This is a genomic window from Pseudomonas sp. S04, from assembly GCF_009834545.1.
Taxonomy (GTDB): domain Bacteria; phylum Pseudomonadota; class Gammaproteobacteria; order Pseudomonadales; family Pseudomonadaceae; genus Aquipseudomonas.
In genome coordinates this window covers 2695760-2719715 of the sequence record NZ_CP019427.1, presented here as the reverse complement: position 1 = coordinate 2719715, position 23956 = coordinate 2695760, and the positions used below count along the sequence as shown (strand labels likewise).

General features: G+C 62.3%; 27 protein-coding genes. 16 read left to right on the top strand and 11 right to left on the bottom strand.

Features of this window, described 5'->3' with window-relative positions:
- Window positions 1–109 precede the first annotated feature (109 nt).
- Window positions 110–637 (top strand): lactoylglutathione lyase, encoded by a 528-nt coding sequence (gene gloA / locus PspS04_RS12265; RefSeq protein WP_095168449.1) that lies wholly within the window; start codon window positions 110–112, stop codon window positions 635–637.
- A gap of 598 nt (window positions 638–1235) precedes the next feature.
- Here gloA and ahpF read toward each other — a convergent pair.
- Both ahpF and ahpC read right to left on the bottom strand, forming a co-directional pair.
- Window positions 1236–2798, bottom strand: coding sequence for an alkyl hydroperoxide reductase subunit F (gene ahpF, locus PspS04_RS12260; protein ID WP_095168451.1), 1563 nt, complete (start codon window positions 2796–2798; stop codon window positions 1236–1238).
- 121 nt (window positions 2799–2919) lie between these two features.
- The gene (ahpC, locus tag PspS04_RS12255; protein WP_095168453.1) at window positions 2920–3483 is read right to left on the bottom strand and encodes an alkyl hydroperoxide reductase subunit C; all 564 of its coding nucleotides are present in this window, start codon (window positions 3481–3483) and stop codon (window positions 2920–2922) included.
- 260 nt (window positions 3484–3743) lie between these two features.
- On the opposite strand from ahpC, the gene PspS04_RS12250 reads away from it, so the two are divergent.
- Complete coding sequence (locus PspS04_RS12250) at window positions 3744–4796, top strand: DNA-binding protein (RefSeq protein WP_159995520.1); 1053 nt, start codon at window positions 3744–3746, stop codon at window positions 4794–4796.
- Here PspS04_RS12250 and gorA read toward each other — a convergent pair.
- Complete coding sequence (gorA, locus tag PspS04_RS12245; RefSeq protein WP_159995518.1) at window positions 4793–6151, bottom strand: glutathione-disulfide reductase; 1359 nt, start codon at window positions 6149–6151, stop codon at window positions 4793–4795. The genes PspS04_RS12250 and gorA overlap by 4 nt on opposite strands.
- 129 nt (window positions 6152–6280) lie before the next feature.
- Window positions 6281–7120 (bottom strand): UTP--glucose-1-phosphate uridylyltransferase GalU, encoded by an 840-nt coding sequence (galU, locus tag PspS04_RS12240; protein ID WP_095108460.1) that lies wholly within the window; start codon window positions 7118–7120, stop codon window positions 6281–6283.
- Window positions 7121–7331: 211 nt separating this feature from the next.
- On the opposite strand from galU, the gene PspS04_RS12235 reads away from it, so the two are divergent.
- Both PspS04_RS12235 and PspS04_RS12230 read left to right on the top strand, forming a co-directional pair.
- Entirely contained in the window at window positions 7332–7520 is a 189-nt protein-coding gene (locus PspS04_RS12235; RefSeq protein ID WP_159995516.1) for a hypothetical protein, read from the top strand.
- Between the two features lie 137 nt (window positions 7521–7657).
- The gene (locus PspS04_RS12230) at window positions 7658–7939 is read left to right on the top strand and encodes a hypothetical protein (RefSeq protein ID WP_159995514.1); all 282 of its coding nucleotides are present in this window, start codon (window positions 7658–7660) and stop codon (window positions 7937–7939) included.
- A gap of 11 nt (window positions 7940–7950) precedes the next feature.
- On the opposite strand, the gene PspS04_RS12225 is transcribed toward PspS04_RS12230, so the two are convergent.
- The 4 genes from PspS04_RS12225 to PspS04_RS12210 all read right to left on the bottom strand — a co-directional run bounded on the left by PspS04_RS12225 (window position 7951) and on the right by PspS04_RS12210 (window position 10431).
- Window positions 7951–8181, bottom strand: a complete 231-nt coding sequence (locus tag PspS04_RS12225; protein ID WP_095168462.1) for a hypothetical protein — start codon at window positions 8179–8181, stop codon at window positions 7951–7953.
- Window positions 8182–8272: 91 nt separating this feature from the next.
- Entirely contained in the window at window positions 8273–9196 is a 924-nt protein-coding gene (locus PspS04_RS12220; protein ID WP_095168464.1) for a c-type cytochrome, read from the bottom strand.
- Entirely contained in the window at window positions 9193–9840 is a 648-nt protein-coding gene (locus tag PspS04_RS12215; protein ID WP_095168465.1) for a c-type cytochrome, read from the bottom strand. Before PspS04_RS12215 ends, PspS04_RS12220 begins: the two co-directional genes overlap by 4 nt.
- A gap of 240 nt (window positions 9841–10080) precedes the next feature.
- Window positions 10081–10431: a hypothetical protein gene (locus tag PspS04_RS12210; RefSeq protein WP_159995512.1), complete on the bottom strand. Its 351-nt coding sequence runs from the start codon at window positions 10429–10431 to the stop codon at window positions 10081–10083.
- A gap of 209 nt (window positions 10432–10640) precedes the next feature.
- On the opposite strand from PspS04_RS12210, the gene PspS04_RS12205 reads away from it, so the two are divergent.
- The 5 genes from PspS04_RS12205 (at window position 10641) to ada (ending at window position 13837) form a co-directional block, all read left to right on the top strand.
- Window positions 10641–10943, top strand: coding sequence for a DUF1883 domain-containing protein (locus PspS04_RS12205; RefSeq protein ID WP_095168468.1), 303 nt, complete (start codon window positions 10641–10643; stop codon window positions 10941–10943).
- Between the two features lie 34 nt (window positions 10944–10977).
- Window positions 10978–11148, top strand: a complete 171-nt coding sequence (locus tag PspS04_RS27515) for a hypothetical protein (RefSeq protein ID WP_095168470.1) — start codon at window positions 10978–10980, stop codon at window positions 11146–11148.
- A 110-nt stretch (window positions 11149–11258) separates the two neighbouring features.
- Window positions 11259–12023, top strand: coding sequence for a 2OG-Fe(II) oxygenase (locus PspS04_RS12200; RefSeq protein WP_159995510.1), 765 nt, complete (start codon window positions 11259–11261; stop codon window positions 12021–12023).
- Window positions 12013–12690 carry a DNA oxidative demethylase AlkB gene (gene alkB, locus PspS04_RS12195; RefSeq protein ID WP_159995509.1) on the top strand — a complete coding sequence of 226 codons (678 nt, stop codon included), beginning with the start codon at window positions 12013–12015 and terminating at the stop codon, window positions 12688–12690. Before PspS04_RS12200 ends, alkB begins: the two co-directional genes overlap by 11 nt.
- 85 nt (window positions 12691–12775) lie before the next feature.
- Window positions 12776–13837 (top strand): bifunctional DNA-binding transcriptional regulator/O6-methylguanine-DNA methyltransferase Ada, encoded by a 1062-nt coding sequence (gene ada / locus PspS04_RS12190; RefSeq protein WP_159995507.1) that lies wholly within the window; start codon window positions 12776–12778, stop codon window positions 13835–13837.
- Here the strand turns inward: ada and PspS04_RS12185 are convergent.
- The gene (locus PspS04_RS12185; RefSeq protein WP_159995505.1) at window positions 13834–14292 is read right to left on the bottom strand and encodes a GyrI-like domain-containing protein; all 459 of its coding nucleotides are present in this window, start codon (window positions 14290–14292) and stop codon (window positions 13834–13836) included. The two genes, ada and PspS04_RS12185, sit on opposite strands and share 4 nt — an antisense overlap.
- Before the next feature lie 165 nt (window positions 14293–14457).
- Between PspS04_RS12185 and PspS04_RS12180 the strand changes: the two genes are divergently transcribed.
- The 7 genes from PspS04_RS12180 (at window position 14458) to PspS04_RS12150 (ending at window position 21688) form a co-directional block, all read left to right on the top strand.
- Entirely contained in the window at window positions 14458–15522 is a 1065-nt protein-coding gene (locus tag PspS04_RS12180) for an NAD(P)H-dependent flavin oxidoreductase (protein ID WP_095168478.1), read from the top strand.
- Between the two features lie 247 nt (window positions 15523–15769).
- The gene (gene modA, locus PspS04_RS12175; protein ID WP_095168480.1) at window positions 15770–16537 is read left to right on the top strand and encodes a molybdate ABC transporter substrate-binding protein; all 768 of its coding nucleotides are present in this window, start codon (window positions 15770–15772) and stop codon (window positions 16535–16537) included.
- Window positions 16538–17218 carry a molybdate ABC transporter permease subunit gene (modB, locus tag PspS04_RS12170; RefSeq protein ID WP_159995503.1) on the top strand — a complete coding sequence of 227 codons (681 nt, stop codon included), beginning with the start codon at window positions 16538–16540 and terminating at the stop codon, window positions 17216–17218.
- Window positions 17219–17221: 3 nt separating this feature from the next.
- The gene (gene modC / locus PspS04_RS12165; protein ID WP_159995501.1) at window positions 17222–18310 is read left to right on the top strand and encodes a molybdenum ABC transporter ATP-binding protein; all 1089 of its coding nucleotides are present in this window, start codon (window positions 17222–17224) and stop codon (window positions 18308–18310) included.
- Between the two features lie 67 nt (window positions 18311–18377).
- On the top strand, window positions 18378–19415 hold the full coding sequence (locus PspS04_RS12160) for a DNA topoisomerase IB (RefSeq protein WP_159995499.1): 1038 nt from the start codon (window positions 18378–18380) through the stop codon (window positions 19413–19415).
- Between the two features lie 144 nt (window positions 19416–19559).
- Window positions 19560–21212 (top strand): ABC-F family ATP-binding cassette domain-containing protein, encoded by a 1653-nt coding sequence (locus tag PspS04_RS12155; protein WP_159995497.1) that lies wholly within the window; start codon window positions 19560–19562, stop codon window positions 21210–21212.
- A gap of 245 nt (window positions 21213–21457) precedes the next feature.
- The gene (locus PspS04_RS12150) at window positions 21458–21688 is read left to right on the top strand and encodes a hypothetical protein (RefSeq protein WP_095168489.1); all 231 of its coding nucleotides are present in this window, start codon (window positions 21458–21460) and stop codon (window positions 21686–21688) included.
- A gap of 45 nt (window positions 21689–21733) precedes the next feature.
- Here PspS04_RS12150 and PspS04_RS12145 read toward each other — a convergent pair whose 3' ends face one another.
- Entirely contained in the window at window positions 21734–22705 is a 972-nt protein-coding gene (locus tag PspS04_RS12145) for an XdhC family protein (RefSeq protein ID WP_159995495.1), read from the bottom strand.
- Between the two features lies 1 nt (window position 22706).
- Window positions 22707–23954 carry a c-type cytochrome gene (locus tag PspS04_RS12140; protein WP_095168493.1) on the bottom strand — a complete coding sequence of 416 codons (1248 nt, stop codon included), beginning with the start codon at window positions 23952–23954 and terminating at the stop codon, window positions 22707–22709.
- Window positions 23955–23956 lie beyond the last annotated feature (2 nt).

Genomic DNA, 23956 nt, shown 5'->3' with positions numbered 1-23956 from the left:
GCCCCTTGCGTATCATTGGCCCACTGCATGGAAGCCTCGAGCACCGCAAGCCCAAGGACAGCTCTATCTGCTGGAGCGTCGTTTGCCCCACTTATTTTCCGGAGGGCCCATGAGCCTGCACGACCTGAACACCTTCCCCGGCGTCACTGCCCAACCTGACACTGCCACCCAGCAATTTGTGTTCAACCACACCATGCTGCGGGTCAAGGACATCACCAAGTCCCTGGACTTCTACACTCGTATCCTCGGCTTCAGCCTGGTGGAAAAACGCGATTTCCCGGAAGCCGAGTTCAGCCTGTACTTCCTGGCCCTGGTCGACAAAAACCAGATCCCGGCCGACGCGGCGGCTCGTACCGAGTGGATGAAGTCGATCCCGGGGATTCTCGAGTTGACCCACAACCACGGTACTGAGAACGACCCGGATTTCGCCTACCACAATGGCAACACCGACCCGCGCGGTTTTGGCCACATCTGCATTTCGGTACCGGACATCCGCGCCGCCTGTGAACGCTTCGAAGCCCTGGGCTGTGATTTCCAGAAACGCCTGAATGACGGCCGCATGAAGAGCCTGGCCTTCATCAAGGACCCGGATGCCTATTGGGTCGAAATCATCCAGCCAGCGCCACTGCTGGCGTAGGAACAAGCTCAAGCATGGGGTGTAAGGGAAGTCTGCTCGCGATGGAGGTCGGTACATCCAACATTGAGGCTGCCGCCATCGCGGGCTGTGAGCTGGCCTCATCGCGAGCAAGCCGCAAGCGGGCGCTCGCTCCCACACTGATTTTGGCTACTCACAGATTCTGTATACACCACATCAAGCCCGCTCCCACAGTGGTTTTGGCTGTTCACAGATTCTGTATACACCACATCAAACCTGTGGGAGCGGGCTTGCCCGCGATGGCGGTGTGTCAGGCAACATCAATGTTGGCTGTGCTGGCCTCATCGCGAGCAAGCTCGCTCCTACAGTGAACTTGGTTGCTCACAGATTTTGTATACACCCACATCAAACCTGTGGGAGCGGGCTCGCCCGCGATGGCGGTGTGTCAGGCAACATCAATGTTGGCTGTGCTGGCCTCATCGCGAGCAAGCTCGCTCCTACAGTGAACTTGGTTGCTCACAGATTTTGTATACACCCACATCAAACCTGTGGGAGCGGGCTTGCCCGCGATGGCAGTGGGTCAGGCAACATCGATTTTGGACGGGCTCACTCGCAAAAGACAGAGGGGCAGCGCTGTGGTTTAAGCCGGGGCCGAGGTGCGGATCAGGTGGTCGAAGGCGCTCAACGAAGCCTTGGCGCCCTCGCCTACTGCAATCACGATCTGCTTGTACGGCACGGTGGTCACGTCACCGGCGGCAAACACCCCGGGAATCGAGGTTTCACCGCGGTTATCGACGATGATCTCGCCTCGTGGTGACAGCTCGACAGTGCCTTTGAGCCAATCGGTATTAGGCAGCAGGCCGATCTGCACGAAGATACCTTCGAGCTCGACATTCAAGGTCTCACCAGACTGACGATCCTTGTAACGCAAGCCGTTGACCTTCTGGCCGTCGCCAGTGACTTCAGTGGTTTGCGCACTGGTGATCACGGTGACGTTCGGCAAGCTGTGCAACTTGCGTTGCAAGACCGCATCGGCGCGCAACTGCACGTCAAATTCCAGCAGTGTCACGTGGGCAACGATCCCTGCCAGGTCAATGGCTGCCTCGACCCCGGAGTTGCCGCCGCCGATCACGGCCACGCGCTTGCCCTTGAACAAGGGGCCGTCGCAGTGCGGGCAGTAGGCCACGCCCTTGTTGCGGTATTGCTGTTCGCCCGGCACGTTCATTTCGCGCCAACGGGCGCCGGTGGCCAGAATGACCGTCTTGGCCTTGAGGGTAGCGCCACTGGCGAATTTGACCTGATGCGGTTCGCCGTTCTGGCCTGGCACCAGGGCATCGGCCCGCTGCAGGTTCATGATGTCGACGTCGTACTGCTTGACGTGTTCTTCCAGGGCCACCGCCAGTTTTGGTCCTTCGGTTTCCTGTACGGAAATGAAGTTTTCAATCGCCATGGTGTCCAGCACCTGACCGCCGAAACGCTCGGCGGCAACGCCGGTGCGAATGCCTTTACGGGCCGCATAGATCGCGGCCGACGCGCCGGCTGGGCCACCGCCCACCACCAACACATCAAAGGCTGGCTTGGCGCTGATTTTCTCGGCCTGGCGCTCAATGCCGCTGGTGTCGATTTTCGCGAGGATTTCTTCCAGGCCCATGCGGCCCTGGCCGAAATTCACACCATTGAGGTAAACGCTGGGCACGGCCATGATCTGGCGCTCGTCGACTTCGGCCTGGAACAGCGCGCCGTCGATGGCGACGTGATGAATATTGGGGTTGAGCACTGCCATCAGGTTCAACGCCTGGACCACGTCCGGGCAGTTCTGGCAGGACAGCGAAAAGTAGGTCTCGAAGTGGAACTCACCCTTGAGCGAGCGGATCTGTTCGATCACTTCGGCACTGGCCTTCGAAGGGTGGCCGCCGACTTGCAGCAGGGCCAGCACCAGGGAGGTGAATTCGTGGCCCATCGGGATGCCGGCAAAACGCAGGCTGATATCGGCCCCTGGGCGGTTGATCGAGAACGAAGGCGTGCGTGCATCGGCACCGTTGTCGAGCAAGGTAATTTGGCTGGAAAGACTGGCAACGTCTTGCAGCAATGCGAGCATTTCCTGGGATTTCGCACCGTCATCGAGGGAGGCAACGATCTCGATCGGCTGGGTGACCCGTTCCAGGTATGACTTCAACTGGGCTTTAAGATTGGCGTCCAACATACGGGCGATCTCCTTTGTTCAATTCTAAAAAAAACGCCCGAGCGAATCTCGCCCGGGCGTCTTGAGGGCGGTGCAGCTGACTTAGGTGCGGCGTACCGCCCGGGTATCGCGAGTCACTGACTCAGATCTTGCCGACCAGGTCCAGGGACGGTGCCAGGGTGGCCTCGCCTTCTTTCCACTTGGCTGGGCAGACTTGGCCCGGGTGAGCGGCGACGTACTGGGCAGCCTTGATTTTGCGCAGCAACTCGGAAGCGTCACGACCTACACCGCCATCGTTGAGCTCGACGATTTTGATCTGGCCTTCAGGGTTGATCACGAAGGTGCCACGGTCTGCCAGGCCAGCTTCTTCGATCAGCACGTCAAAGTTGCGGGAGATGACGTGGGTCGGGTCGCCGATCATGGTGTACTGGATCTTGCCGATGGCTGGCGAAGTGTTGTGCCAGGCTGCGTGGGCAAAGTGGGTGTCGGTGGACACGCTGTAGATCTCGACGCCCAGCTTCTGGAATTCGGCATAGTTGTCGGCCAGGTCTTCCAGCTCGGTTGGGCAAACGAAGGTGAAGTCAGCCGGGTAGAAGAATACGACAGACCATTTGCCTTTCAGATCGGCGTCCGACACTTGTACGAAATCGCCATTTTTGTAAGCGGTAGCGGTGAAGGGTTTAACTTGGCTGTTGATGATAGGCATCGTTGACTCTCCGTCAGGGTTGAAAAGTTGATGAGGTGAATCCTACCCAACCGATCGCCTGATGGCTCATTGGCAAACCTGATGCCGCTCATTGGTTTTCGCTATTAGCCACCACTCTTAATAGAAGAAAACCGTCTCAGCGACGAAATGCCCTCGACCCGCCACACCGAGATCCGGCGCCGCCAATCGGTACCTAGCCGCGTGATACACTCCGCCCCCATACAAAGTACGTACTACATTACGCAATGGCAGGAGAAAACATGGCTCGGGGCGGTATAAACAAGGCTGTAGTACAGGCGGCACGCTTGGCGATCCTGGCGCGCGGCGACAACCCCAGCATTGATGCAGTACGTATCGAGATGGGCAATACCGGTTCGAAAACCACTATTCATCGCTACCTCAAGGAGCTGGATGACGAGGTTGCGGCCCGCCAGAGCGAGCCACAGGAACAGATCGATGACGAACTGACCGGGCTGGTAGCACGCCTGGCGCAACGCCTGAGGGAACAGGGCCAGGAGCGCATCGATCACGCCCAGGAAGGTTTCGAGCAAGCGCGCAAGGCGCTCGAAAGCCAATTGGCCGAAGCCCTGCAACTGCAGGCACAACTGACTCGCCAATTGGAGACCCAAGGCGCGACCCTGGCCAGTGAGTCCGCAGCCTTGCAAGACACCCGTGCGTCGCTACAGGGCGAACAGACTCGCAATGCCAGCTTGAGCCAGGCCCTCAGCGATTTTGAACTGCGCTTGAATGACAAGGATGAGCAGATCCGCTCACTGGAAGAAAAACACCTGCACGCTCGCGACGCCCTGGAGCACTATCGCGAGGCTATCAAGGACCAGCGCGAGCAGGAACAGCGGCGCCATGAAGGCCAAGTGCAGCAGATCCAGATGGAACTGCGCCAGGCCCAGCAAAGCGCCATGGTCCGCCAGGATGAGATCACCCAGCTCAACCGCGATAACGAACGCCTGCTGACCGAGAACCGCGGCACCGTGCGTGAGTTGCACCTGTTGCAGGATCAACTCAAGCACAGCGAGACCCGCCAGGCCCAAGCCCAGGAACAGATCCGCCGCCACGAAGCCGAAGCCACCCTGTTGCAGGAACGCCTGCGGGTCGCAGTGCTGGAAAGCACCAGTGCCAAGCAGGCAGCCGCCGAGCAACTGCACGCCAACGCGGAGCTGGAACTGCGAGCCGCTAGCGCCGAAGCCAGCCTGCAGGCACTGCATCTGGCGGTGGCCACGCAAGCTGCGCTGGAGCCGGCGCCGGTCCCGGTCCCGGTCCCAAGCCCGGCTTCTAAGCAGTCGAAAAAACCTTAACCGGCCACTGGCGTGCGCATGGTGACGAACTCTTCGGCGGCCGTCGGGTGCACGCCGATGGTTTCGTCGAAGTCGCGCTTGGTGGCGCCGGCCTTCAAGGCAATCGCCAGGCCCTGGACGATTTCGCCCGCCTCCGGACCGACCATATGGCAACCCAGGACCTTGTCGGTCTTGGCGTCGACCACCAGCTTCATCAGCGTGCGCTCCTGACACTCGGTCAGGGTCAGCTTCATCGGCCGGAACCGGCTTTCAAAAATCTGCACCTCATGGCCTGCCTCGCGGGCCTGTTCTTCCGTGAGGCCAACAGTGCCGATGTTCGGCAAGCTGAACACGGCGGTCGGGATCATCTGGTAATCCACCAGGCGATACTGCTCGGGCTTGAACAGACGACGCGCAACAGCCATGCCCTCGGCCAGGGCCACCGGCGTCAGTTGCACGCGACCGATGACATCGCCAATCGCCAGGATCGACGGCTCAGCGGTCTGGTACAGCTCGTCGACCTCGACGAAGCCTTTCTGGTCGAGCTTGACCGCGGTATTTTCCAGCCCCAGGTTATCCAGCATCGGCCGCCGGCCTGTGGCGTAGAACACGCAATCGGTTTCCAACTTGCGGCCATCCTTAAGGGTCACGCTCAGGCTGCCATCGGCTTGCCGGTCGATGCGCTCGATGTCGGCATTGAACTGCAGGTCCATGCCACGCTTGGTCAGCTCCTCTTGCAGGTGCTTGCGCACCGCACCGTCGAAGCCGCGCAGGAACAGGTCACCGCGATACAGCAAGGACGTCGACGCGCCCAGGCCGTGGAAGATCCCGGCGAACTCGACGGCGATGTAACCGCCACCCACCACCAGCACACGCTTGGGCAGGGTCTTGAGGAAAAACGCCTCGTTGGAACTGATGGCGTGCTCGGCCCCGGGGATCTGCGGGATCTGCGGCCAGCCGCCGGTCGCGATCAGGATATGCTTGGCACTGAAGCGCTCACCATTGATCTCTACGGTATGGGGCGCGACGATCCGGGCGTGGCCTTCATGCAGGGTCACGCCGCTGTTGACCAGCAGATTGCGATAGATACCGTTGAGACGGTTGATCTCGCGGTCCTTGTTGGCGATCAGCGTCGCCCAGTCGAACTGCGCCTGGTCCAGACTCCAGCCGAAGCCCGCAGCCTGCTCGAAGTCTTCGGCAAAGTGTGCGCCGTACACCAGCAATTTCTTCGGCACGCACCCCACGTTGACGCAGGTGCCGCCCAGATAGCGGCTCTCGGCCACGCCGACTTTCGCGCCAAAACCGGCGGCGAAGCGTGCCGCGCGTACACCGCCGGAACCGGCGCCAATCACATACAGGTCAAAATCGTAGGCCATTTCTATCTCCTCGGCAGGGCACCAGCATACCTGCTGGCGCAGTGCGGGTCAGCGCCGCGAACAATACGCGCTTGAAAAATGAAAAAGCCACCCGAAGGTGGCTTTTCAGAACGGGACGCCCAGACGTTATCAGTACGCCTTGCCCGTCTTGTAGAAGTGCTCGAAGCAGAAGTTGGTGGCTTCGATGTAGCCTTCGGCGCCGCCGCAGTCAAAACGGGTGCCCTTGAACTTGTAGGCAATCACGCAACCGTCTTGCGCCTGTTTCATCAGGGCGTCGGTGATCTGGATCTCGCCACCCTTGCCCGGCTCGGTTTCTTCGATCAGCTTGAAGATGTCCGGGGTCAGGATGTAACGACCGATGATGGCCAGGTTCGACGGCGCATCTTCAGGTTTTGGTTTTTCCACCATGTTGCGCACGCGGTACAGGTCGTCACCGATCAGGTCACCGGCGATCACCCCGTACTTGTGGGTTTCCTGCGGGTCGACTTCCTGGATCGCGACGATGGTGCAGCGGTACTGCTTGTACAGCTTGACCATCTGGGTCAGGACGCCGTCACCTTCCAGGTTGACGCACAAGTCGTCCGCCAGCACTACGGCGAAGGGTTCGTCGCCGATCAATGGACGACCGGTAAGGATCGCGTGGCCCAGGCCCTTCATTTCGGTCTGACGGGTGTAGGAGAACGAACATTCGTCTAGCAGTTTACGGATACCGACCAGGTACTTCTCTTTGTCAGTGCCCTTGATCTGGTTTTCCAGCTCGTAGCTGATGTCGAAGTGGTCTTCCAGGGCGCGCTTGCCGCGACCGGTGACGATCGAGATTTCGGTCAGGCCAGCGTCCAATGCTTCTTCGACGCCGTACTGGATCAGTGGCTTGTTCACCACCGGCAGCATTTCTTTAGGCATGGCCTTCGTCGCTGGCAGGAAGCGAGTACCGTAACCGGCTGCTGGGAACAAGCATTTCTTGATCATAAAAGTCCTTGAAAGGGCTGTGTGTACGAGTTTCGGCGCAGTCTAATCAGGCGGCGTGCACCTTACAATGCCCCGCACTGGCTAACCGATGCCATCATAGAGAAATAATCTTGAGGATAGTTCCGCAAAGGCTTCACTTTAGACCAGGGAAGACCCTCAGGCACATTTACCGCTATCATTGAGCAATTGAACCAGCCAACGAGGCAGATAGATGTCGGCAGCAAAAAGCGTGAACGGTTACCTGATCAACAAGGCCAAAGACGGTCAATGGTGGGTCGACAGCGCCGGTGGCGAAAACATCGCCGGGCCTTTCCCCACTGAAGCCATGGCCATTGAAGTGGCGTCGGTGCTGCAAGACACCCCGCCCGCTCCCAAGCGTCGAGGGGCCAAGCCCGAGTAAGGTGCCTGGTCAAACAGCCCTGCCCTGTGCAGGGCTTTTTTGTGTTTGTCTGTACCGAAATGGCCATTCGCTATAACCTCTCGCTACCAGGCCTTCTCTGCGCCTGACGCCCCTCCCCCCCTGATGGCAACGATCCGATGAAAATAACCCTGGCTGTGATGGCGGTACTGGTCTTGAGTGGTTGTGCCACGGCGTCCAAGACGTATCTGGACGATGGCCAGCAAGGCTTGTCGATCGATTGTTCGGGCGAAGCCAATTCCTGGGCCACCTGCTACGAAAAAGCCGATGCGTCCTGCGCCGGTACTGGCTACAAGATTGTCGGCACCGAGGGTACGCCAGCGCTCAAGGAAAGCGACAAGACCCTGGGTGCGGATGTCGGCAACTACAAGAGTCGCAGCGTAGTGGTGGTGTGTAACTAGGCTCTGGGCCGTTACATGTGAATTTCCGCGAACTTGATGCCCAGGCCGCGTACGGTCTCGACCAGGTCATCCAGATGGGTGAAGGACTCGACCTCGTCGTTGTCGTCCACCAGGAAAAAACTGCGTCCTGCACTTTTCTTGAAAAACACGATCCATTCCCCCGGGGTCGCCGGATTCTGGATCACATGGGTGGCAGAGATGTGACCCTCTGCATGCCGCTCTCGGACTTGCTCACGCTTCATTGCCTGCTCCATTGATGACAATGCCGCCCAGGGCCCGATGCTGCTCAACCGGCATCGCGCCCAGGACGGCATTGTGTCGTTGGACGACAGTTTACCGGATGCCTTGGCCAATCAGTACGCCATCAACGGTTTGCCCATACAGATTGACCCCATCGTTGGCATGGAACTTCACTCGGGTCTTCTCTACGGAGCCGTCGATCAGCCGTGGGTCCTGAGGCCGTTCATGGCTGTTGATGAACGCCGCCACGTCCCACGCCTGCTGATCGCTGAGGCTCTGCGCCTTGCCCAGGGGCATGTTGTATTGAATGAACGACGCCGCGGTATTGATGCGGTGCATGCCCGCTCCCCAGTTGTAGGAGTCCTTACCCCAGAGCGGCGGCATCACGTAGTCCTCGCCGACTTTCTGTCCCTGGCCGCTGTCACCGTGGCACACCGCACACTGGGCCTTGTAGACCTGTGCGCCCTGGGCGATGTCGTAGCCCTTGGCCGGTTGCTTGACTTCCGGATAACCGCGCCCCGGCAGTTCGACGCCAATCGGTGCCTTGGTCGCCAGCCAGTAGGCATAAGCCGACAACGCGCTGATTTCCGGGCCGTCGGCCGCTGGCGGCTTGCCGTTCATGCTGAACTCGAAACAGCCTTGCAGGCGCTCGGCGAAGGTATTGACCTTGTCGTTTTTCTTGCGATACGCCGGGTACATCGGGTAAGCCCCCCACAACGGCGCAGAGTTGGGTAAACGGCCCTGGTCCAAGTGGCAGTTGCTGCAATTGAGGCCATTGCCGACATACGCCGGGGCCTGGCGCTTGGTGTCGACAAACAGGCTGTGGCCCTGACGCACCAGCTTGCCAAAGGCGTTGTCCGGCAACTCATGCTCGGCCGGTGCCTGGAAATACTCGACTTTTGCGCTAGTGGCTGCCGGGATCTTCAGTTCGGACTGATCGTCCATCACGGTCTGGGCGGCATACCCGTTGAGACTGGCCAGTGCCAGGGCCAATGGGGCGAAGGATAGGAATTTCATGGCTTGGCCTCCTGGCTGCCCAGTGTCGCAAAGTAGTCGGCGACCGCCTTGATTTCGTCCGGGGTCAGGGATTTGGCGATGTGCCCCATCAGATCATTGGGGTCGTTGTGCCGGGTGCCGTCACGCCAGGCGTTCAATTGCCCGACCAGGTAACTGGCCGACTGCCCGGCCAGTGGCGGAAACGCCGTGCCCACGCCCACCCCACCGGGGCCGTGACACATCACGCACTCGGGAATCTGCCGATCCCAGGCACCGCGCAAGGCCAGCCGCGCGCCCGGTTCTGTCGGCGTGGTGTTGCGTGTCACTTGCGGGGTGGCCGGCGCGGGCATGGCCGCCAGGGTGCTGGTAACCGCCTGGATCTCGCCTTCGCTCAGCGCCTTGGCCAGCGGCTGCATCACCGGGCTGACCCGCGAGCCACTGCGAAAGTCCGCCAGTTGTTTACTCAGGTACCCCGCCGACAAACCGGCCAGCCGGGGAAATCCGGCGGCCGGCATGCCCATGCCATCGGCACCATGGCAGGCAAAGCAGGCAGTAGCGGCAGGCAACGCACCACCCTGGGTATAGATTTTCTGTCCGTCGTCGGCATTCACGACGCTGACAGCAATGAGCATCAGGCTGCCCAATACGGTCGGTTTGAAATCCATCTCTAACCCTCTTTTTCTAGTTATAAGCTTAGACTTAGTTTGCATAAGCATATAAAGAGTAAGTGATTGTGACGGCTATCTCAACCGCCCAGGCAATGTGCGTCATCGTTGACGATCATCGCGAGCAGCCTCATTCCACAGGGTGTTCGGTGTCCGTCAATTATGTCCGGGCATAAAAAAGCCCGAGCCGGGAAGGTCCGGGGCGGGCTTGTGAGTGGCGTGGCCGCTGGTTGCCTGGCCTTAGCCGGAAATGCACTCGTTGGCGGCAACCCCGATGTCACCCGGACGCATCGGCACATTGGACAAGCTCTCATGCAGCTTGATGCTACTGCCGCCGGACCGCTCTTCGATGTCGAACACCGCTGCCGGGTCGGTCGACAGCTTGCCGGGGACGATGACCCGCATGCCATCCTTGTGGGGTTCCATTTGCACCGCGCCCCGGCTCTTGGCCAGCTTCTCGGCGACACAGTTGGCATATTCCTGCGGCTTCTTCCCTGAAATCACGTTCATGGTGGGCGGGGTCTGATTGATGTCCGAGACTGTCGCACATCCACTCATCACCAATGCCAGCAACAAAACGCCCTGCTTCATACAAATCCTCCAATAAAGACCCTCGGACAGCGCAAATGCGCTTTTTCTCCGGCCTGCCGTACTTTATGGCGCAAATAATTGCGGATAACTGTTTTTAATTGTCAAACCGGCTCTCAGCGGTCCGCTTTTGCACAGCCTTCGCTGATAAACTGGGCCATCGTCCATGCTATCGTTTTGATTTGCTAGAAAAAGCCCTTCTGGAGGCGCCCATGAAATTTATCCACCAGCGCGAGCACCTCAACGAAGATGACATCGTCGTCATTCAATGCTCGCAAACCTGCAACATCCGCCTGATGAGCGACGCCAACTTCCGCAGCTTCAAGAACGGCGGTCGTCACTCTTACCACGGCGGCGCATTCGACACCTTCCCGGCGAGAATCACCGCACCCAGCACCGGTTTCTGGAACATCACCATCGACACGGTCACCAGCCGGGCGATCAGCGTGACCCGCAAGCCAACGCTGACCCACTCGATCAAGATCGTTCGCCGGTCCAGCTCCAAGTTCAGCTGACACCCCGCCCGCTCCGCGACAGACAGGTACACCCGTGACTCCAACGACCAAGTACGTCATCAAGTACAAACTCAACGGCGAGCGTCGCTTCGAGTTCGCCCAACTGGTAAATGGCACCGAAGACGAGGCCAAGGCCGCGCTGGCCGCGATCCATGGCGACAGCCCGGACGTGATCAGCGATATCAGCGTGAGCAAGGCGCTGTAAGCCGCCCGGCGCTCGGCAATACCTGCACAATTTGACCGCAAGCTGCGGAGTGTTGCCTCGTGTCGAGCGGCCCAGACTGGCCCTCCTCGACCTAGGCCCTGGAGCCGGCAATGCGCGCATCTTCCCTGCATCCCCCTTTGCCCAACGACCTCGCCGCAGCGCACCAACCGTCGCTGCTCGAACGTATCGACAACCTGCCCTGGCCCTCACTGGAGCACAGTCTCGATCAGGACGGCTGTGCCATCGTCCCCGGCCTGCTGGGTACCCGGGAATGCCAGGACCTGCGGGCGATGTACGACAAGCCCGGGTTGTTTCGCTCCCGGGTGGTGATGGCCAGGCACGGTTTCGGCCGTGGCGAGTATCAATACTTCGACTACCCGTTGCCCGAGCCGGTGCAGCCATTGCGCAGCGCCCTGTATGCGCGACTGGTGCCTTTGGCCAATCGTTGGCAGGTGCGCATGGGCTTGCCCGGCCGCTTTCCCCAGGCACATCCGGCCTTCCTGCAACGCTGCCATGACGCCGGCCAGCGACGTCCGACACCGCTGTTGCTGCAATACGCTGCAGGGGACTACAACTGTTTGCACCAGGACCTGTACGGCGAGCATGTATTTCCCCTGCAAGTGGCGATTCTGCTGTCAGCGCCCGAGCTAGACTTCACGGGAGGCGAGCTGGTGCTCACTGAACAACGCCCGCGGATGCAGTCACGCCCCATGGTGATGCACCTGGAACAAGGTGATGCGCTGATTTTTGCGGTGCATCAACGACCCGTGGCCGGGGCTCGCGGCGACTGCCGGGTCAACCTGCGCCATGGCGTCAGTCGCCTGCACAGCGGTCAACGACATACCTTGGGAGTGATCTTCCACGATGCACAGTGAGCCCTTGGGCCCGACCACCCTCGACCTGTTTGCCGACGCCGACCAGCAACCGGCGCGAACCGAACAGCTCGGCTCCCAGGCATTCGTGCTGCGCGGCTTCGCCCTGCCCTGGGTGCCGCGGCTGCTCGCGGCACTGGAGCAAACGCTGAAGGCAGCGCCGTTTCGCAACATGCTCACCCCCGGCGGCTTCACCATGTCGGTCGGCTTGAGCAATTGCGGCGCACTCGGCTGGACCACCGATCGCAGCGGCTACCGCTACACCCCGCTCGACCCTGTCACCGGCCGGCCCTGGCCACCGATGCCGGAGGTGTTCCGGGAGTTGGCACAATGCGCCGCGAGCGAGGCCGGTTTTGCCGATTTTGCCCCCGATGCCTGCCTGATCAACCGCTACCTGCCAGGGGCGAAGATGTCGTTGCATCAGGACCGTAACGAAGCTTCCTACGAGCCGCCCATCGTCTCGATCTCCCTGGGCCTGCCGGCGATGTTCCTGTTCGGCGGCATGCAACGCAGCGACAGGAGCCAGCGGGTGCCGTTGTTTCACGGCGACATTGTGGTCTGGGGCGGCGTCGATCGTTTGCGTTATCACGGGGTGCTGCCGCTCAAGGACGGACTGCATCCGCAACTGGGTGCCCAGCGCATCAACTTCACCCTGCGCACTGCCGGCTGAAACCGCGAATTCGAGCGCAAGCCGCCGGGTGCCCTGTGTCGTCGCAGCGGTTACCCTGAGGCAAATCTTCACAGGGTGGCGCGTGATGTCCCAAGCCAAACACAGTATCGAGCAAGACCCGCGCTGGGCAGCGGTCGTGGCCCGCGACCCGCGCGCCGACGGGCAGTTCGTCTACGGGGTCAAGACCACCGGGATCTACTGTCGTCCCAGCAGCCTGGCGCGCCTGCCCAAACCACAGAACGTGGTGTTCTTCGACACTGAGGAGCAAGCCCTGGCCGCGGGTTTTCGCGCGAGCAAGCGGGCGGCGGCGGACCAGTCCCTGGTCGCCACCCAGCATGCGACCCTGGTGGCTGCTGCGTGCCGGCAGATCGAGCAGGCCGAGAGCCCACCCAGCCTCGGCGAGCTGGCGGCCAGCGCAAACCTGAGCCCGTTTCATTTTCATCGGGTGTTCAAGGCCGTCACCGGTCTCACGCCCAAGGGCTACGCCACCGCCCAGCGTTCGCGGCGGGTGCGTGAACGGCTGGAGTCCGCCGACTCCGTGACCGCGGCGCTGTACGACGCCGGCTTCAACTCCAACAGCCGCTTTTATGAAACTGCCGACCATCTGCTCGGCATGAAACCCCGCGACTTCCGCGCCTCGGGGCAGAACACCGAGATCCGCTTTGCCGTCGGCCAATGCTCCCTGGGAGCAATCCTGGTGGCGCGCAGTGAACGTGGGGTGTGTGCGATTCTCCTCGGCGACGACCCCAACGCACTGGTCGAAGACCTGCAGCAGCGCTTTAGCCAGGCAACGTTGATCGGCGCCGAGCCGGACTTCGAGCATTGGGTGGCCCAAGTCGTCGGGTTTATCGAAGCGCCTGCCCTCGGCCTGGACTTGCCGCTGGATGTGCGTGGCACGGCCTTTCAGGAGCGAGTATGGATGGCCCTGCGCGAGATTCCGCCGGGCAGTACCGCCAGCTACGCCGAAATCGCCCAGCGGATCGGAGCGCCCAAGGCCTTTCGCGCGGTGGCCCAGGCCTGCGGCGCCAACCACCTGGCGGTGGCGATTCCCTGCCACCGGGTGGTACGCAGCGACGGCGAGCTCTCGGGCTACCGCTGGGGAGTGGAGCGCAAGCGGCAATTGCTCGCGCGGGAAAACCAGCCCTAGAAAATCCCGATGTGCACCGCCACGCTGTCGGGACCGGTGTAGGCCTCGAAGTCAGTGGCGAAGCGGCGCTTGATCTGTGGATGCGCCTCAAAGTACTCCCACACCCGGCCCCAGGCCTCGATCACTGCGCCCGGCATCGCACCCTGGGCATCGAACACCAGGTATTGCCCGCCTTGCACCTCGATGCTTGGGTATTCAGTCGCGGGCTCATTGACCCTGACCCCGGCCAGCACATCAAACGAGCCGCTCGCGTCCGACTCATAGTTGCTGTACACGCCATACACCAGGGAGTCGGGGGTTTTACCCGGTATTTTTTCGTACAGGCCTTCGCTAAAAAAACGCCCCCACATCGGTCCGATACGCGCAGTTGCCGTCTGTTGCTCGGCCGCGTTGAGCGTGCGCACGCGCAAACCCGACACATTAAACGGCAGCACTTCCAGTTGTTTGATGCTCATGAACCCATCCTCCTTGATCAAACTGTTAAAAAATTCATCACCGACGTTACACGAGAAGTTTATGATTTTCGCCCTCGGCGACGGCTTCTACCCAAAGACCGCCAATGGCTGGCAGTTGAAGATGCCAAGCCCTCCCACCCGATTTTCAACCGGAGCGCACTGCTGATGAGCCAATGGCCAGACACTCGCATTCTTGACCTGCTCGGCATCGAGTTGCCGATCATCCAGGCCCCCATGGCCGGCGCGACCGGCTCGGCCATGGTCATCGAGGCCAGCAACGCCGGCGGTCTGGGCTCGATGCCGGCCGCGATGCTGAGTGTCGAGCAGTTGCGCGAAGAACTGACGATCATCGGCCAACACAGCCAGCGTCCGTTCAATGTGAACTTCTTCTGTCATCAACCGCCGGTAGCCGACGAGTTACGCGCGCAGCAATGGAAACAGCTGCTGGAACCCTACTACCGTGAACTCGGGGTGGATTTCGAGGCGCCGACGCCGGTCTCCAACCGCGCGCCCTTCGACGCTGCCGCGTGTGCGGTGGTCGAGGAATTTCGCCCGAAAGTGGTGAGCTTTCACTTCGGCCTGCCGGAAAAATCCCTGCTCGAACGGGTCAAGGCCACCGGCGCCAAAGTGCTGTCGTCGGCGACCACGGTGGATGAGGCAATCTGGTTGCAACAGCATGGCTGCGACGCGATCATCGCCATGGGCTACGAGGCCGGCGGCCATCGCGGGATGTTCCTCAGCGAGGACCTGAGCAGCCAGGTCGGTACCTTGGCCCTGGTGCCGCAGGTGGTCGACGCGGTCAGCGTGCCGGTGATCGCTGCCGGCGGCATTGGCGATGCCCGCGCCATTGCGGCGGCGTTCGCCCTCGGCGCCTCGGCCGTGCAACTGGGCACCGCCTACCTGTTCACCCCGCAAGCCAAGGTCAGCGCCTCGCACTACCGCGCCTTGCGGACCGCCAAGGACAGCGACACCGCGCTCACCAACATTTTCACCGGGCGCCCGGCCCGCGGCATTATCAATCGGGTGATGCGCGAACTCGGCCCCATCTGCGCTCAAGCCCCGGCCTTCCCGCTGGCCGGTGGCGCGTTGCTGCCGTTGCGCGCCCAGGGCGAAGCGGACTTCAGCAACCTGTGGGCCGGCCAAGCCGTGCACCTGGGCATCGAACTGCCCACCGGCGAACTGACCCGGCGCCTGGCCGAAGAAGCGTTGGCCCTGCTGACCCGCCGCTAAGGTCCCGTAGCAGCTGCCGCAGGCTGCGTTGGGTTGCGCAGCGACCCCCAGCGGGTATTGCCAACTCCAACGAACGGCCTGCGACCGTTAACGCAGCCTCGCGGGCACGGCAGCTGCTAAAGGCGCGGCGCGGCAAGAAAATTGTATACAACTTCGTGACCATCGCGCCTGGGAGAGTTCCGTTCGTCGCTGATTCGCTATATATTCCGCTATACAGCGTTTCACCACCCCCTCTCGGAGCCGCTTCATGACTATTCGTGTCTCACGTTTCGCACCTACTTGCCTGGCGTCCCTGATCGCCGTGTTGGCCCTGGGTTCGGCACACGCCGATGAGGTCCAGGTGGCGGTGGCGGCCAACTTCACCGCGCCGATCCAGGCAATTGCCGCCGACTTCGAGAAAGACACCGGGCACAAGCTGGTGGCCGCTTATGGCGCCACGGGCCAGTTCTATACCCAGATCAAGAACGGCGCGCCGTTTGAGGTGTTCCTGGCGGCGGACGACAGCACTGCGCAAAAACTCGAAAACGAAGGCGACATCGTCAAGGGCTCGCGTTTCACCTACGCCATTGGCACCCTGGCGCTGTGGTCAGCCAAAGCGGGTTACGTCGACGCCAAGGGCCAGGTGCTCGCCGACAACCAGTACCAGCACCTGTCCATCGCCAACCCGAAAGCCGCGCCCTACGGCCTGGCCGCGACCCAGGTCCTGGCCAAGCTGGGCCTGACCGACAAGGTCAAGGCCAAGATCGTCGAAGGCCAGAACATCACCCAGGCCTACCAGTTCGTCTCCACCGGCAATGCACAAATCGGCTTCGTCGCCTTGTCGCAGATCTATAAAGACGGCAAAGTCACCGGCGGTTCGGCGTGGATCGTGCCGGCCGAGATGCATGATCCGATCAAGCAGGACGCAGTCATCCTCAACAAAGGCAAGGACAACCCGGCCGCCAAGGCCCTGGTTGACTACCTCAAGGGCCCTAAAGCCGCGGCCATCATCCAGTCCTATGGTTACCAGCTCTAAATGACCTTATCGAGTGCCGATTTCGCCGCCATCTGGCTGACCTTCAAGCTGGCGTCCCTGACGACCGTGATTTTGCTGATCATCGGCACTCCCATCGCGTTATGGCTGTCGCGCACCCGCTCCTGGTTGCGCGGCCCGGTCGGGGCAATCGTCGCCCTGCCCCTGGTGCTGCCCCCCACCGTCATCGGCTTCTACCTGCTGCTGACCCTGGGCCCCAACGGCTTTCTCGGCCAGTTCACCCAGGCCCTGGGCCTGGGCACACTGACCTTCAGTTTTACCGGCCTGGTGATCGGCTCGGTGATCTATTCCATGCCCTTCGTGGTCCAGCCGCTGCAAAATGCCTTTTCAGCGATCGGCACTCGCCCGCTGGAGGTGGCGGCGACCTTGCGCGCCAACCCTTGGGATACCTTTTTCACGGTGATCCTGCCCCTGGCGCGCCCCGGCTTCATCACCGCCGCAATACTGGGTTTTGCCCACACCGTGGGTGAGTTCGGCGTGGTGCTGATGATCGGCGGCAACATCCCGGACAAGACCCGGGTGGTGTCGGTGCAGATCTACGACCACGTCGAGGCCATGGAGTATGCCCAGGCCCATTGGCTCGCCGGGGCAATGCTGGTGTTCTCGTTCCTGGTGTTGCTGGCGCTGTATTCCAGTCGCAAGACCAAAGCCGGCTGGAGCTGACCGATGAGCGACGCGATTCACGTACGCCTGCAACTGCACTACCCGGACTTTTCCCTGGATGTCGACCTCGACCTGCCCGGGCGCGGCGTGACTGCACTGTATGGCCACTCGGGTTCCGGCAAGACCACCTGCCTGCGTTGCATCGCCGGGCTGGAACGCGCCGAACAGGGCTTTGTGCAGATCAACGACGAAGTCTGGCAAGACAGCCACAACAAACGGTTCGTGCCACCCCACAAGCGCGCGCTGGGTTATGTGTTCCAGGAAGCCAGCCTGTTTCCCCACCTATCGGTGCTGGCCAACCTGGAGTTCGGCTGGCGGCGCATTCCTCGTGCGCAACGCCGGGTCGACATGGCCCACGCCACTGAGTTGCTGGGGATCGGCCACCTGCTCGATCGCCATCCGCAACACCTCTCCGGCGGTGAGCGCCAGCGCGTCGGCATCGCCCGGGCGTTGCTCACCAGCCCGCGGTTGCTGCTGATGGACGAGCCCCTGGCGGCCCTGGATTCCCAGCGCAAAAGCGAAATCCTGCCGTACCTCGAACGGCTGCACGACGAACTGGAAATCCCGGTGCTCTACGTCAGCCATTCCCAGGATGAGGTCGCGCGCCTGGCCGACCATATCGTCCTGCTCAGTGCCGGCAAGGCCCTGGCCAGTGGCCCTGTGGGCGAAACCCTGGCGCGGCTCGACCTGCCGCTGGCCCTGGGCGACGATGCCGGCGTGGTGATCGACGGCCAGGTCAGCGATTACAACCTCGACTATCAACTGCTGACCCTGCAACTGCCCAACAGTCAATTGAGCGTGCGCGTGGCCCATCTACCGCTGGCCCTGGGCAAGCAACTGCGCTTCAAGGTCCAGGCCCGCGACGTCAGCCTGAGCCTGCACGCCGGCGAACAGAGCAGCATCCTCAATCGCCTGCCGGTGACGGTGGTCAGCGAAATTGCCGCCGACAACGCCGCCCATGTGCTGGTGCGCCTGGACGTCGCCGGCACACCCCTGCTGGCGCGCATCACACGCTTTTCCCGGGACCACCTGCAGCTGCATCCCGGCCAGGCGTTGTGGGCGCAGATCAAGGCCGTGGCCGTACTGGCGTAAACCCTTTGGCACGACCGCCGACGCCTGCGGTCAATGGCTATACCAGCCCGCCCAAGGACCCTGCGCCATGCCGGATCTCACCCCAGCCGACTCGCTGCCACCGGACCTGCACTATGTCGATGACACGCAGCCGGGCATCCGCCGCAAAATCCTGCGCGGCAAGTTCTGTTATCTCGATGTGGCTGGCCAGCGCATTACCGACCCCGCGCAAATCAAGCGCCTCAACGCCCTCGCCGTGCCTCCCGCCTACACCGACGTGTGGATCTGTGCCGATCCCCAGGGCCATCTGCAGGCCACCGGCCGCGATGCACGGGGGCGCAAGCAATACCGCTATCACCCGCGCTGGCGCGAAGTGCGCGATGGCGACAAGTATTCGCGCCTGCTGGAGTTCGGCCTGGCACTGCCCAAGCTGCGCCGCCAGCTGGAGGCGCAACTGGCAAGCCCCGGCCATGGCCGCGACAAGGTCATGGCCACGGTCATCAGCCTGCTCGACACCACCCTGATCCGCGTTGGCAACAGCCAATATGCGCGGCAGAACCGCTCCTACGGCCTGACCACCATGCGCACCCGGCACGTGTCGCTGAACGGCAGCGCGATCGCCTTCCAGTTTCGCGGCAAGAGCGGCATCGAACACCAGATCACCGTCAAGGACCGGCGCCTGGCACGGATCATCAAGCGCTGCCTGGAACTCCCCGGGCAAGACCTGTTCCAGTACCTGGACGAACAGGGGCAACGGCGCACCGTGACCTCCTCGGACATCAACGCCTACCTGCATCAACTGACAGCGGGCGACTTCACCGCCAAGGATTACCGCACCTGGGCCGGCAGCAGCCTGGCCCTGTCAGCGCTGCGCGAGTTGCCTTGGGAGTCGGTGACCGACGCCAAGCAACACATCGTCGAGATAGTCAAGCGCATCGCCAAGGAGCTCGGCAACACCCCAGCCGTGTGCCGCAAGTGCTACATCCACCCCGCCGTGCTCGACAGTTTCCTGCTCGGCACCCTGGCGCAACTGCCCAAGCCGCGCCAACGCAAGCGTCTGAGCCGCGAAGAGGTCGGGCTGATGATGTTCCTGCAAACCCTCTCGAAAAAGCCACAAGACTTGTAAGGCCTTGCCGTTCTACGCTAGGCTGGCCACCTTTCCTACAGCAGGACGATCGTTCGCCGTGAACAACTAAGCCTTTCAAAAATGTATGCGCAACAAGCCGCCTCGGGCACTTGTTGGCCTTTTTCGACATTTTTTGGAGGTGCTATGACTCACGTCACGCGTCTGCCTGCACTCGTTACCCTGAACCAACTCAGCTTCCAGTTCGCCGATGGCGAGCACCTGTTCGACGCCCTGGATTTATCCCTCGACCAACGCCCGACGGCCATTGTCGGCCGTAACGGCAGCGGCAAATCGGTACTCGCCCGATTAATCAGCGGCCTGCTGCAACCCAGCGCCGGAACCTTGAACTGCCACGCCAGCGTCGCCTATGTGGCGCAGGAACCCCTGTGCGTCGACGGCCAGACCGTCGCCCAAGCAGCAGGCATAGCCAGTACACTCGATGCGCTGGCCCGCCTGGCTGCCGGCAATGCCTGCGCCCAGGACCTGGACGACGTCGCCGAGCGCTGGGACCTGGCCGAGCGCTTTGCCTCCATGCTCGCCCAGGCCGGCCTCAGCGGGCTGACTGCGCAACAGCCGATGGCCGCCCTCAGTGGTGGTCAACGTGCACGGATCGCCCTGATCGGCACCTTGGTCAGCCAGGCCGAGTTGCTGGTGCTGGATGAACCGAGCAACCACCTGGACGCTTCCGGACGGCGCTGGTTGATGGCGCAACTGGCGGCCTGGCGCGGCGGCCTGATCCTGGTCAGTCACGACCGAAGCCTGCTCGACAGCGTGCAACGCATCGTCGAACTGTCGCCCTTGGGGGTACAGGTATTCAGTGGCAACTACACGGCCTACCTGCAACAGCGCACGGTGCTGCAAGCGGCGGCGCACGCGGCACTGGAGCACAGTCGCAACCAGCGCCGCCGAGAACTGCAACGCCTGCAGCGCGAACACGACACGATTTCGCGGCACGCCGCCGGGTCGCGCAAGCATGCGCAGACCGCCAACGTCTCACGCTTCGAACGGGCCACCATGAAAGGCCGTGCCAGCGAGATCATGGGCCATGTGCGACAGGCCCACCAAGCCTGCAAAACCGAGCTCAACGCGCAGGTCCGCGAGGCCCATGCCCGAGTGATTCACGATGAGCCAGTGCTGATCCCCTTGCCGGGCACCGCGCTGCCCAACAGCCGACGAGTCATTACCCTGGTGGCTGCGCAGTTGCCATGGCTACCCCGGCAAACGCCGGGCAGCCGGCTCGACCTGACGCTGGCAGGGCCGGTGCGGGTGGCGCTCAGTGGCCCCAACGGTTGCGGTAAATCGACCCTGCTGAAAATGCTCGCCGGGCACTGCGCCGCCGTCAGCGGCGAGTGCCAGACCCACGTACCCAGCGCCTACCTGGATCAACACCTGGCGTTGCTGGATCCCGAGCGCTCGGTGGTCGAGCAGTTGAATCTGCTGGACACCCCGCTGTCCGAAGGGGCGGTGCGCAGCCGCCTGGCTCACTTGCAGCTGGATGCCCGACGCGTGCACCTGCCCACGGGCCAGCTCAGCGGTGGCGAGCGCCTCAAGGCCGCCCTGGCGATCGCGTCGTGGGGCAATACCCCCGCGCAATTGCTGCTGCTCGACGAACCCACCAATCACCTCGACCTGGACTCCGTGCAGGCCTTGGAACAGGCCTTGCGCGGTTTTGTCGGAGCGCTCATCGCCGCCTCCCATGACGCCGAGTTTCTCCAGGCCCTGCAACCCACCCACCACCTGCACTGGACCGCGCACGGCTGGCAGTTGCAAGACGGCGGCCCGGTGCTGCCGGGCTGAATCAGGCGACGAACAGCACGTGGGGTTTTTGCAGGTTTGGCAACCGGATCTATAGTTGATGGGGGCAACGATCCAGTTCCAGGGCGGGGTCTATACTTGGAGCGATGAACACGATGACAACGCGGTGGACCAGATGCCGCGCGTCATCGTTGACGTCCATCGCGAGCAGGCCGCAAGCGGGCGCTCGCTCCTACAGGGGTTGTGTTGTCCTTTGCCAACCTTCTCGACTAATGGAGGTGTTTTCCATGTCCGAAAAAGAGTCCATCACCACCCTGCTGACGTTGCTCGACTCGCGCCAAACGCGCCTGACGGCGGCGTGCAAGGAAATCGCCGATTGGGTCGACAAACATGACGGCCATCCGACGGCGATGAAAATCCGCGACCGCCTGCAAGATATCGAGAAGGACGCGCCGCTGATCCAGAACGCGCTGACCTCGCTCAAACCGCTGGATCGGCCCCTGCCACGCTTCCGCTGAGCCGAGCGCTTTGAGGGCCGTGTGTCGTTGGCTGACTGCCCTTGATCAGAGTTGATCGCGGGCAATACCGCTGCGAATCCGCAGAATGTCGGCCAGCACCGCCAAGGCGATCTCCGCCGGAGTCTTGCTGCCCAGGTTCAGGCCGATGGGTGCGTGAATCCGCGCCAGCTCGGCCTCCCCCAGACCACCGATCCGGCGCAGGCGCTCGAAGCGTTTCTGCGAGGTTTGCAGGGAACCCATGACCCCGATGTAAAACGCCTCGGTGCGTACGGCTTCCATCATGGCCAGGTCGTCGATACGCGGATCATGGGTCAAGGCGACCACCGCCGTGTCGCTGTGGCAACCGCCCTGGGCAATGAACACCGATGGCAACTGACGGCGAATCTCCACATGCTCCAGCACCACTCCCTCCAGCACTTCCTCGCGCGGATCACAGAGGATCACCTCGAATCCCAGGCCGACCCCGAACTCGGCGCACGCATGCGCGACGCTCGAGTAACCGGCGAGCAGCAGCCGTTGAGCCGCCCCGACACGCAACCGCACCCGATCGATTTCGCGCTCGATGCGTGGTCCGTGCTCGCGGTCGACCAACAGGTCGCGGGCACCACTTTGCAGGTCGACTTCACGGATCAGCCGGCGCTGGCCCAATAGCGCGGATTCCAGTTCACGCAGGTGCGCCTGGACTTCGCAATCGGGTTCGAGCCTTTCCACCAGTACATCCAGCAGTCCGCCACAGGGCAGTTTGACCTGGGAGCGCGGATCATCGCCCTCGCCGTAGCGCACCACGCTCACGGCCTCGGCAAACAAGCCTTCGGCCATGCGCTCGAGAAAATCGTCCTCGACGCAGCCACCGGACAGCGAACCGATCCAGTGCCCGCTGTCGTTGACCGCCAGCATCGAGCCCGGCGCGCGAGGCGCCGAACCGTAGGTGCTGAGCACGCTGCACAACCACACACGCTGGCCCGCGCTGGACCAGGCCAGCGCGCGCCGTATCACTTGCAGGTCAAGATGCTGCATGTCAGTGCGCCTTGTGCTCCGCGGGAGCCTCTGCCTTCAGTTGTTCGATCTGACTGATCAGCAGGTCAGCCGGTTGCCCGCCCCAGGCCTGACGCAGGTAGTTGATCAGGTCGGTGGATTGCTGCGTGCTCAACTTGTCGGCAAAGCCCGGCATCGGCTGCATGCGCTCGAAACCCGAGAACTGCTGCTCGCCAATCCCATCCTCGATCACCCGCAACAGGTTGCGTGGATCTTCCAGGCGCAAGGTGGTGTTGCCTTGCATCGCTACGGCGATGTGCGGTTTACCTTCACCATTGCCGCCGTGGCAGCCGGCGCAGACGTTCAGGTAGTCCTGGCGACCGCGCTGGGCGCTGGCAGTGAGCTGGTCCGGCGTGACCTCGCTGAGCACCTTGGGTTGCGGTGGCAACTCGCCCAGCAGGAAGGTGGCCATGGCCTTCAGGTCCGGGTCGCTGAGGTGCTGGGTGCTGTTGTGGAACACCGGGAACATCTCGTTGAACATCGTGCCCTGGGCGCTCATGCCGTGCTTGAGGAACGAGCTCAGGTCCTGGTGGTTCCAGCCGCGAGCCGCCAGGTCATCGGCCAGCAGGCTCGGCGCCAGGTAGCCGTTGAGCAGGCCGCCGGTCATGCGTTTGTCCTGCTGCATGGCGCCGGGCAAGCCGCGCGGGGTGTGGCATTCGCCACAGTGACCGAGCACGTCGACCATGTACTGGCCGCGCTGCCACGCCTCGCCCTTGCCTTCGGCCGGGGCCAACTTGACGTCCTTGCCATAGAGCATGTTCCAGCCCATCAGGCCCAGGCGCACGTTGAACGGAAAGCTCAGGCTGGTAACCGGTGCCGCGCGATTGATCGGTGCGATGGTCTTGAGGTACGCGTGGATCGCGTCGGAATCGGCACGGGGCATCAGGTGATAGGAGGTGTACGGCATTGCCGGGTACAGGTTGGCACCGTCGCGCCGCTTGCCTTCGGTCAAGGCGGCGAAGAACTCGTCATCGCTGTACAGGCCGATACCGTGCTCTTTGTCCGGCGTGATGTTGGTGCCATAAATGGTGCCGAACGGCGAGACGATTGGCAGGCCGCCGGCATACGGCGCGCCACCGGGTGCGGTGTGGCAGGCCATGCAGTCGGCCGCCCGCGCCAGGTATTCGCCCTGCTTGACCTGCTGTGGGTCTGCTGCCAGGACCGCTTGGCTGGCCAGCAGCGCAACCGCCAGGCCCACGGCACTGGCAACGCCGCTAAGTAGTCGGTTCATGC

Excerpts from the sequence above, each read along its gene's own strand:
- PspS04_RS12205 (WP_095168468.1), top strand. The coding sequence starts at position 10,641 with ATGAAATTTATCCACCAGCGCGAGCACCTCAACGAAGATGACATCGTC.
- modC (WP_159995501.1), top strand. The coding sequence starts at position 17,222 with ATGAGCGACGCGATTCACGTACGCCTGCAACTGCACTACCCGGACTTT.
- PspS04_RS12150 (WP_095168489.1), top strand. The coding sequence starts at position 21,458 with ATGTCCGAAAAAGAGTCCATCACCACCCTGCTGACGTTGCTCGACTCG.
- PspS04_RS12215 (WP_095168465.1), bottom strand. The coding sequence starts at position 9,840 with ATGGATTTCAAACCGACCGTATTGGGCAGCCTGATGCTCATTGCTGTC.
- PspS04_RS12160 (WP_159995499.1), top strand. The coding sequence starts at position 18,378 with ATGCCGGATCTCACCCCAGCCGACTCGCTGCCACCGGACCTGCACTAT.
- modB (WP_159995503.1), top strand. The coding sequence starts at position 16,538 with ATGACCTTATCGAGTGCCGATTTCGCCGCCATCTGGCTGACCTTCAAG.
- ada (WP_159995507.1), top strand. The coding sequence starts at position 12,776 with ATGTCCCAAGCCAAACACAGTATCGAGCAAGACCCGCGCTGGGCAGCG.
- gloA (WP_095168449.1), top strand. The coding sequence starts at position 110 with ATGAGCCTGCACGACCTGAACACCTTCCCCGGCGTCACTGCCCAACCT.
- galU (WP_095108460.1), bottom strand. The coding sequence starts at position 7,120 with ATGATCAAGAAATGCTTGTTCCCAGCAGCCGGTTACGGTACTCGCTTC.
- PspS04_RS12200 (WP_159995510.1), top strand. The coding sequence starts at position 11,259 with ATGCGCGCATCTTCCCTGCATCCCCCTTTGCCCAACGACCTCGCCGCA.
- PspS04_RS12235 (WP_159995516.1), top strand. The coding sequence starts at position 7,332 with ATGTCGGCAGCAAAAAGCGTGAACGGTTACCTGATCAACAAGGCCAAA.
- PspS04_RS12140 (WP_095168493.1), bottom strand. The coding sequence starts at position 23,954 with ATGAACCGACTACTTAGCGGCGTTGCCAGTGCCGTGGGCCTGGCGGTT.
- PspS04_RS12155 (WP_159995497.1), top strand. The coding sequence starts at position 19,560 with ATGACTCACGTCACGCGTCTGCCTGCACTCGTTACCCTGAACCAACTC.
- PspS04_RS12230 (WP_159995514.1), top strand. The coding sequence starts at position 7,658 with ATGAAAATAACCCTGGCTGTGATGGCGGTACTGGTCTTGAGTGGTTGT.
- ahpF (WP_095168451.1), bottom strand. The coding sequence starts at position 2,798 with ATGTTGGACGCCAATCTTAAAGCCCAGTTGAAGTCATACCTGGAACGG.
- PspS04_RS12180 (WP_095168478.1), top strand. The coding sequence starts at position 14,458 with ATGAGCCAATGGCCAGACACTCGCATTCTTGACCTGCTCGGCATCGAG.
- modA (WP_095168480.1), top strand. The coding sequence starts at position 15,770 with ATGACTATTCGTGTCTCACGTTTCGCACCTACTTGCCTGGCGTCCCTG.
- PspS04_RS12250 (WP_159995520.1), top strand. The coding sequence starts at position 3,744 with ATGGCTCGGGGCGGTATAAACAAGGCTGTAGTACAGGCGGCACGCTTG.
- ahpC (WP_095168453.1), bottom strand. The coding sequence starts at position 3,483 with ATGCCTATCATCAACAGCCAAGTTAAACCCTTCACCGCTACCGCTTAC.
- PspS04_RS12220 (WP_095168464.1), bottom strand. The coding sequence starts at position 9,196 with ATGAAATTCCTATCCTTCGCCCCATTGGCCCTGGCACTGGCCAGTCTC.
- gorA (WP_159995518.1), bottom strand. The coding sequence starts at position 6,151 with ATGGCCTACGATTTTGACCTGTATGTGATTGGCGCCGGTTCCGGCGGT.
- PspS04_RS12225 (WP_095168462.1), bottom strand. The coding sequence starts at position 8,181 with ATGAAGCGTGAGCAAGTCCGAGAGCGGCATGCAGAGGGTCACATCTCT.
- alkB (WP_159995509.1), top strand. The coding sequence starts at position 12,013 with ATGCACAGTGAGCCCTTGGGCCCGACCACCCTCGACCTGTTTGCCGAC.
- PspS04_RS12210 (WP_159995512.1), bottom strand. The coding sequence starts at position 10,431 with ATGAAGCAGGGCGTTTTGTTGCTGGCATTGGTGATGAGTGGATGTGCG.
- PspS04_RS12185 (WP_159995505.1), bottom strand. The coding sequence starts at position 14,292 with ATGAGCATCAAACAACTGGAAGTGCTGCCGTTTAATGTGTCGGGTTTG.
- PspS04_RS12145 (WP_159995495.1), bottom strand. The coding sequence starts at position 22,705 with ATGCAGCATCTTGACCTGCAAGTGATACGGCGCGCGCTGGCCTGGTCC.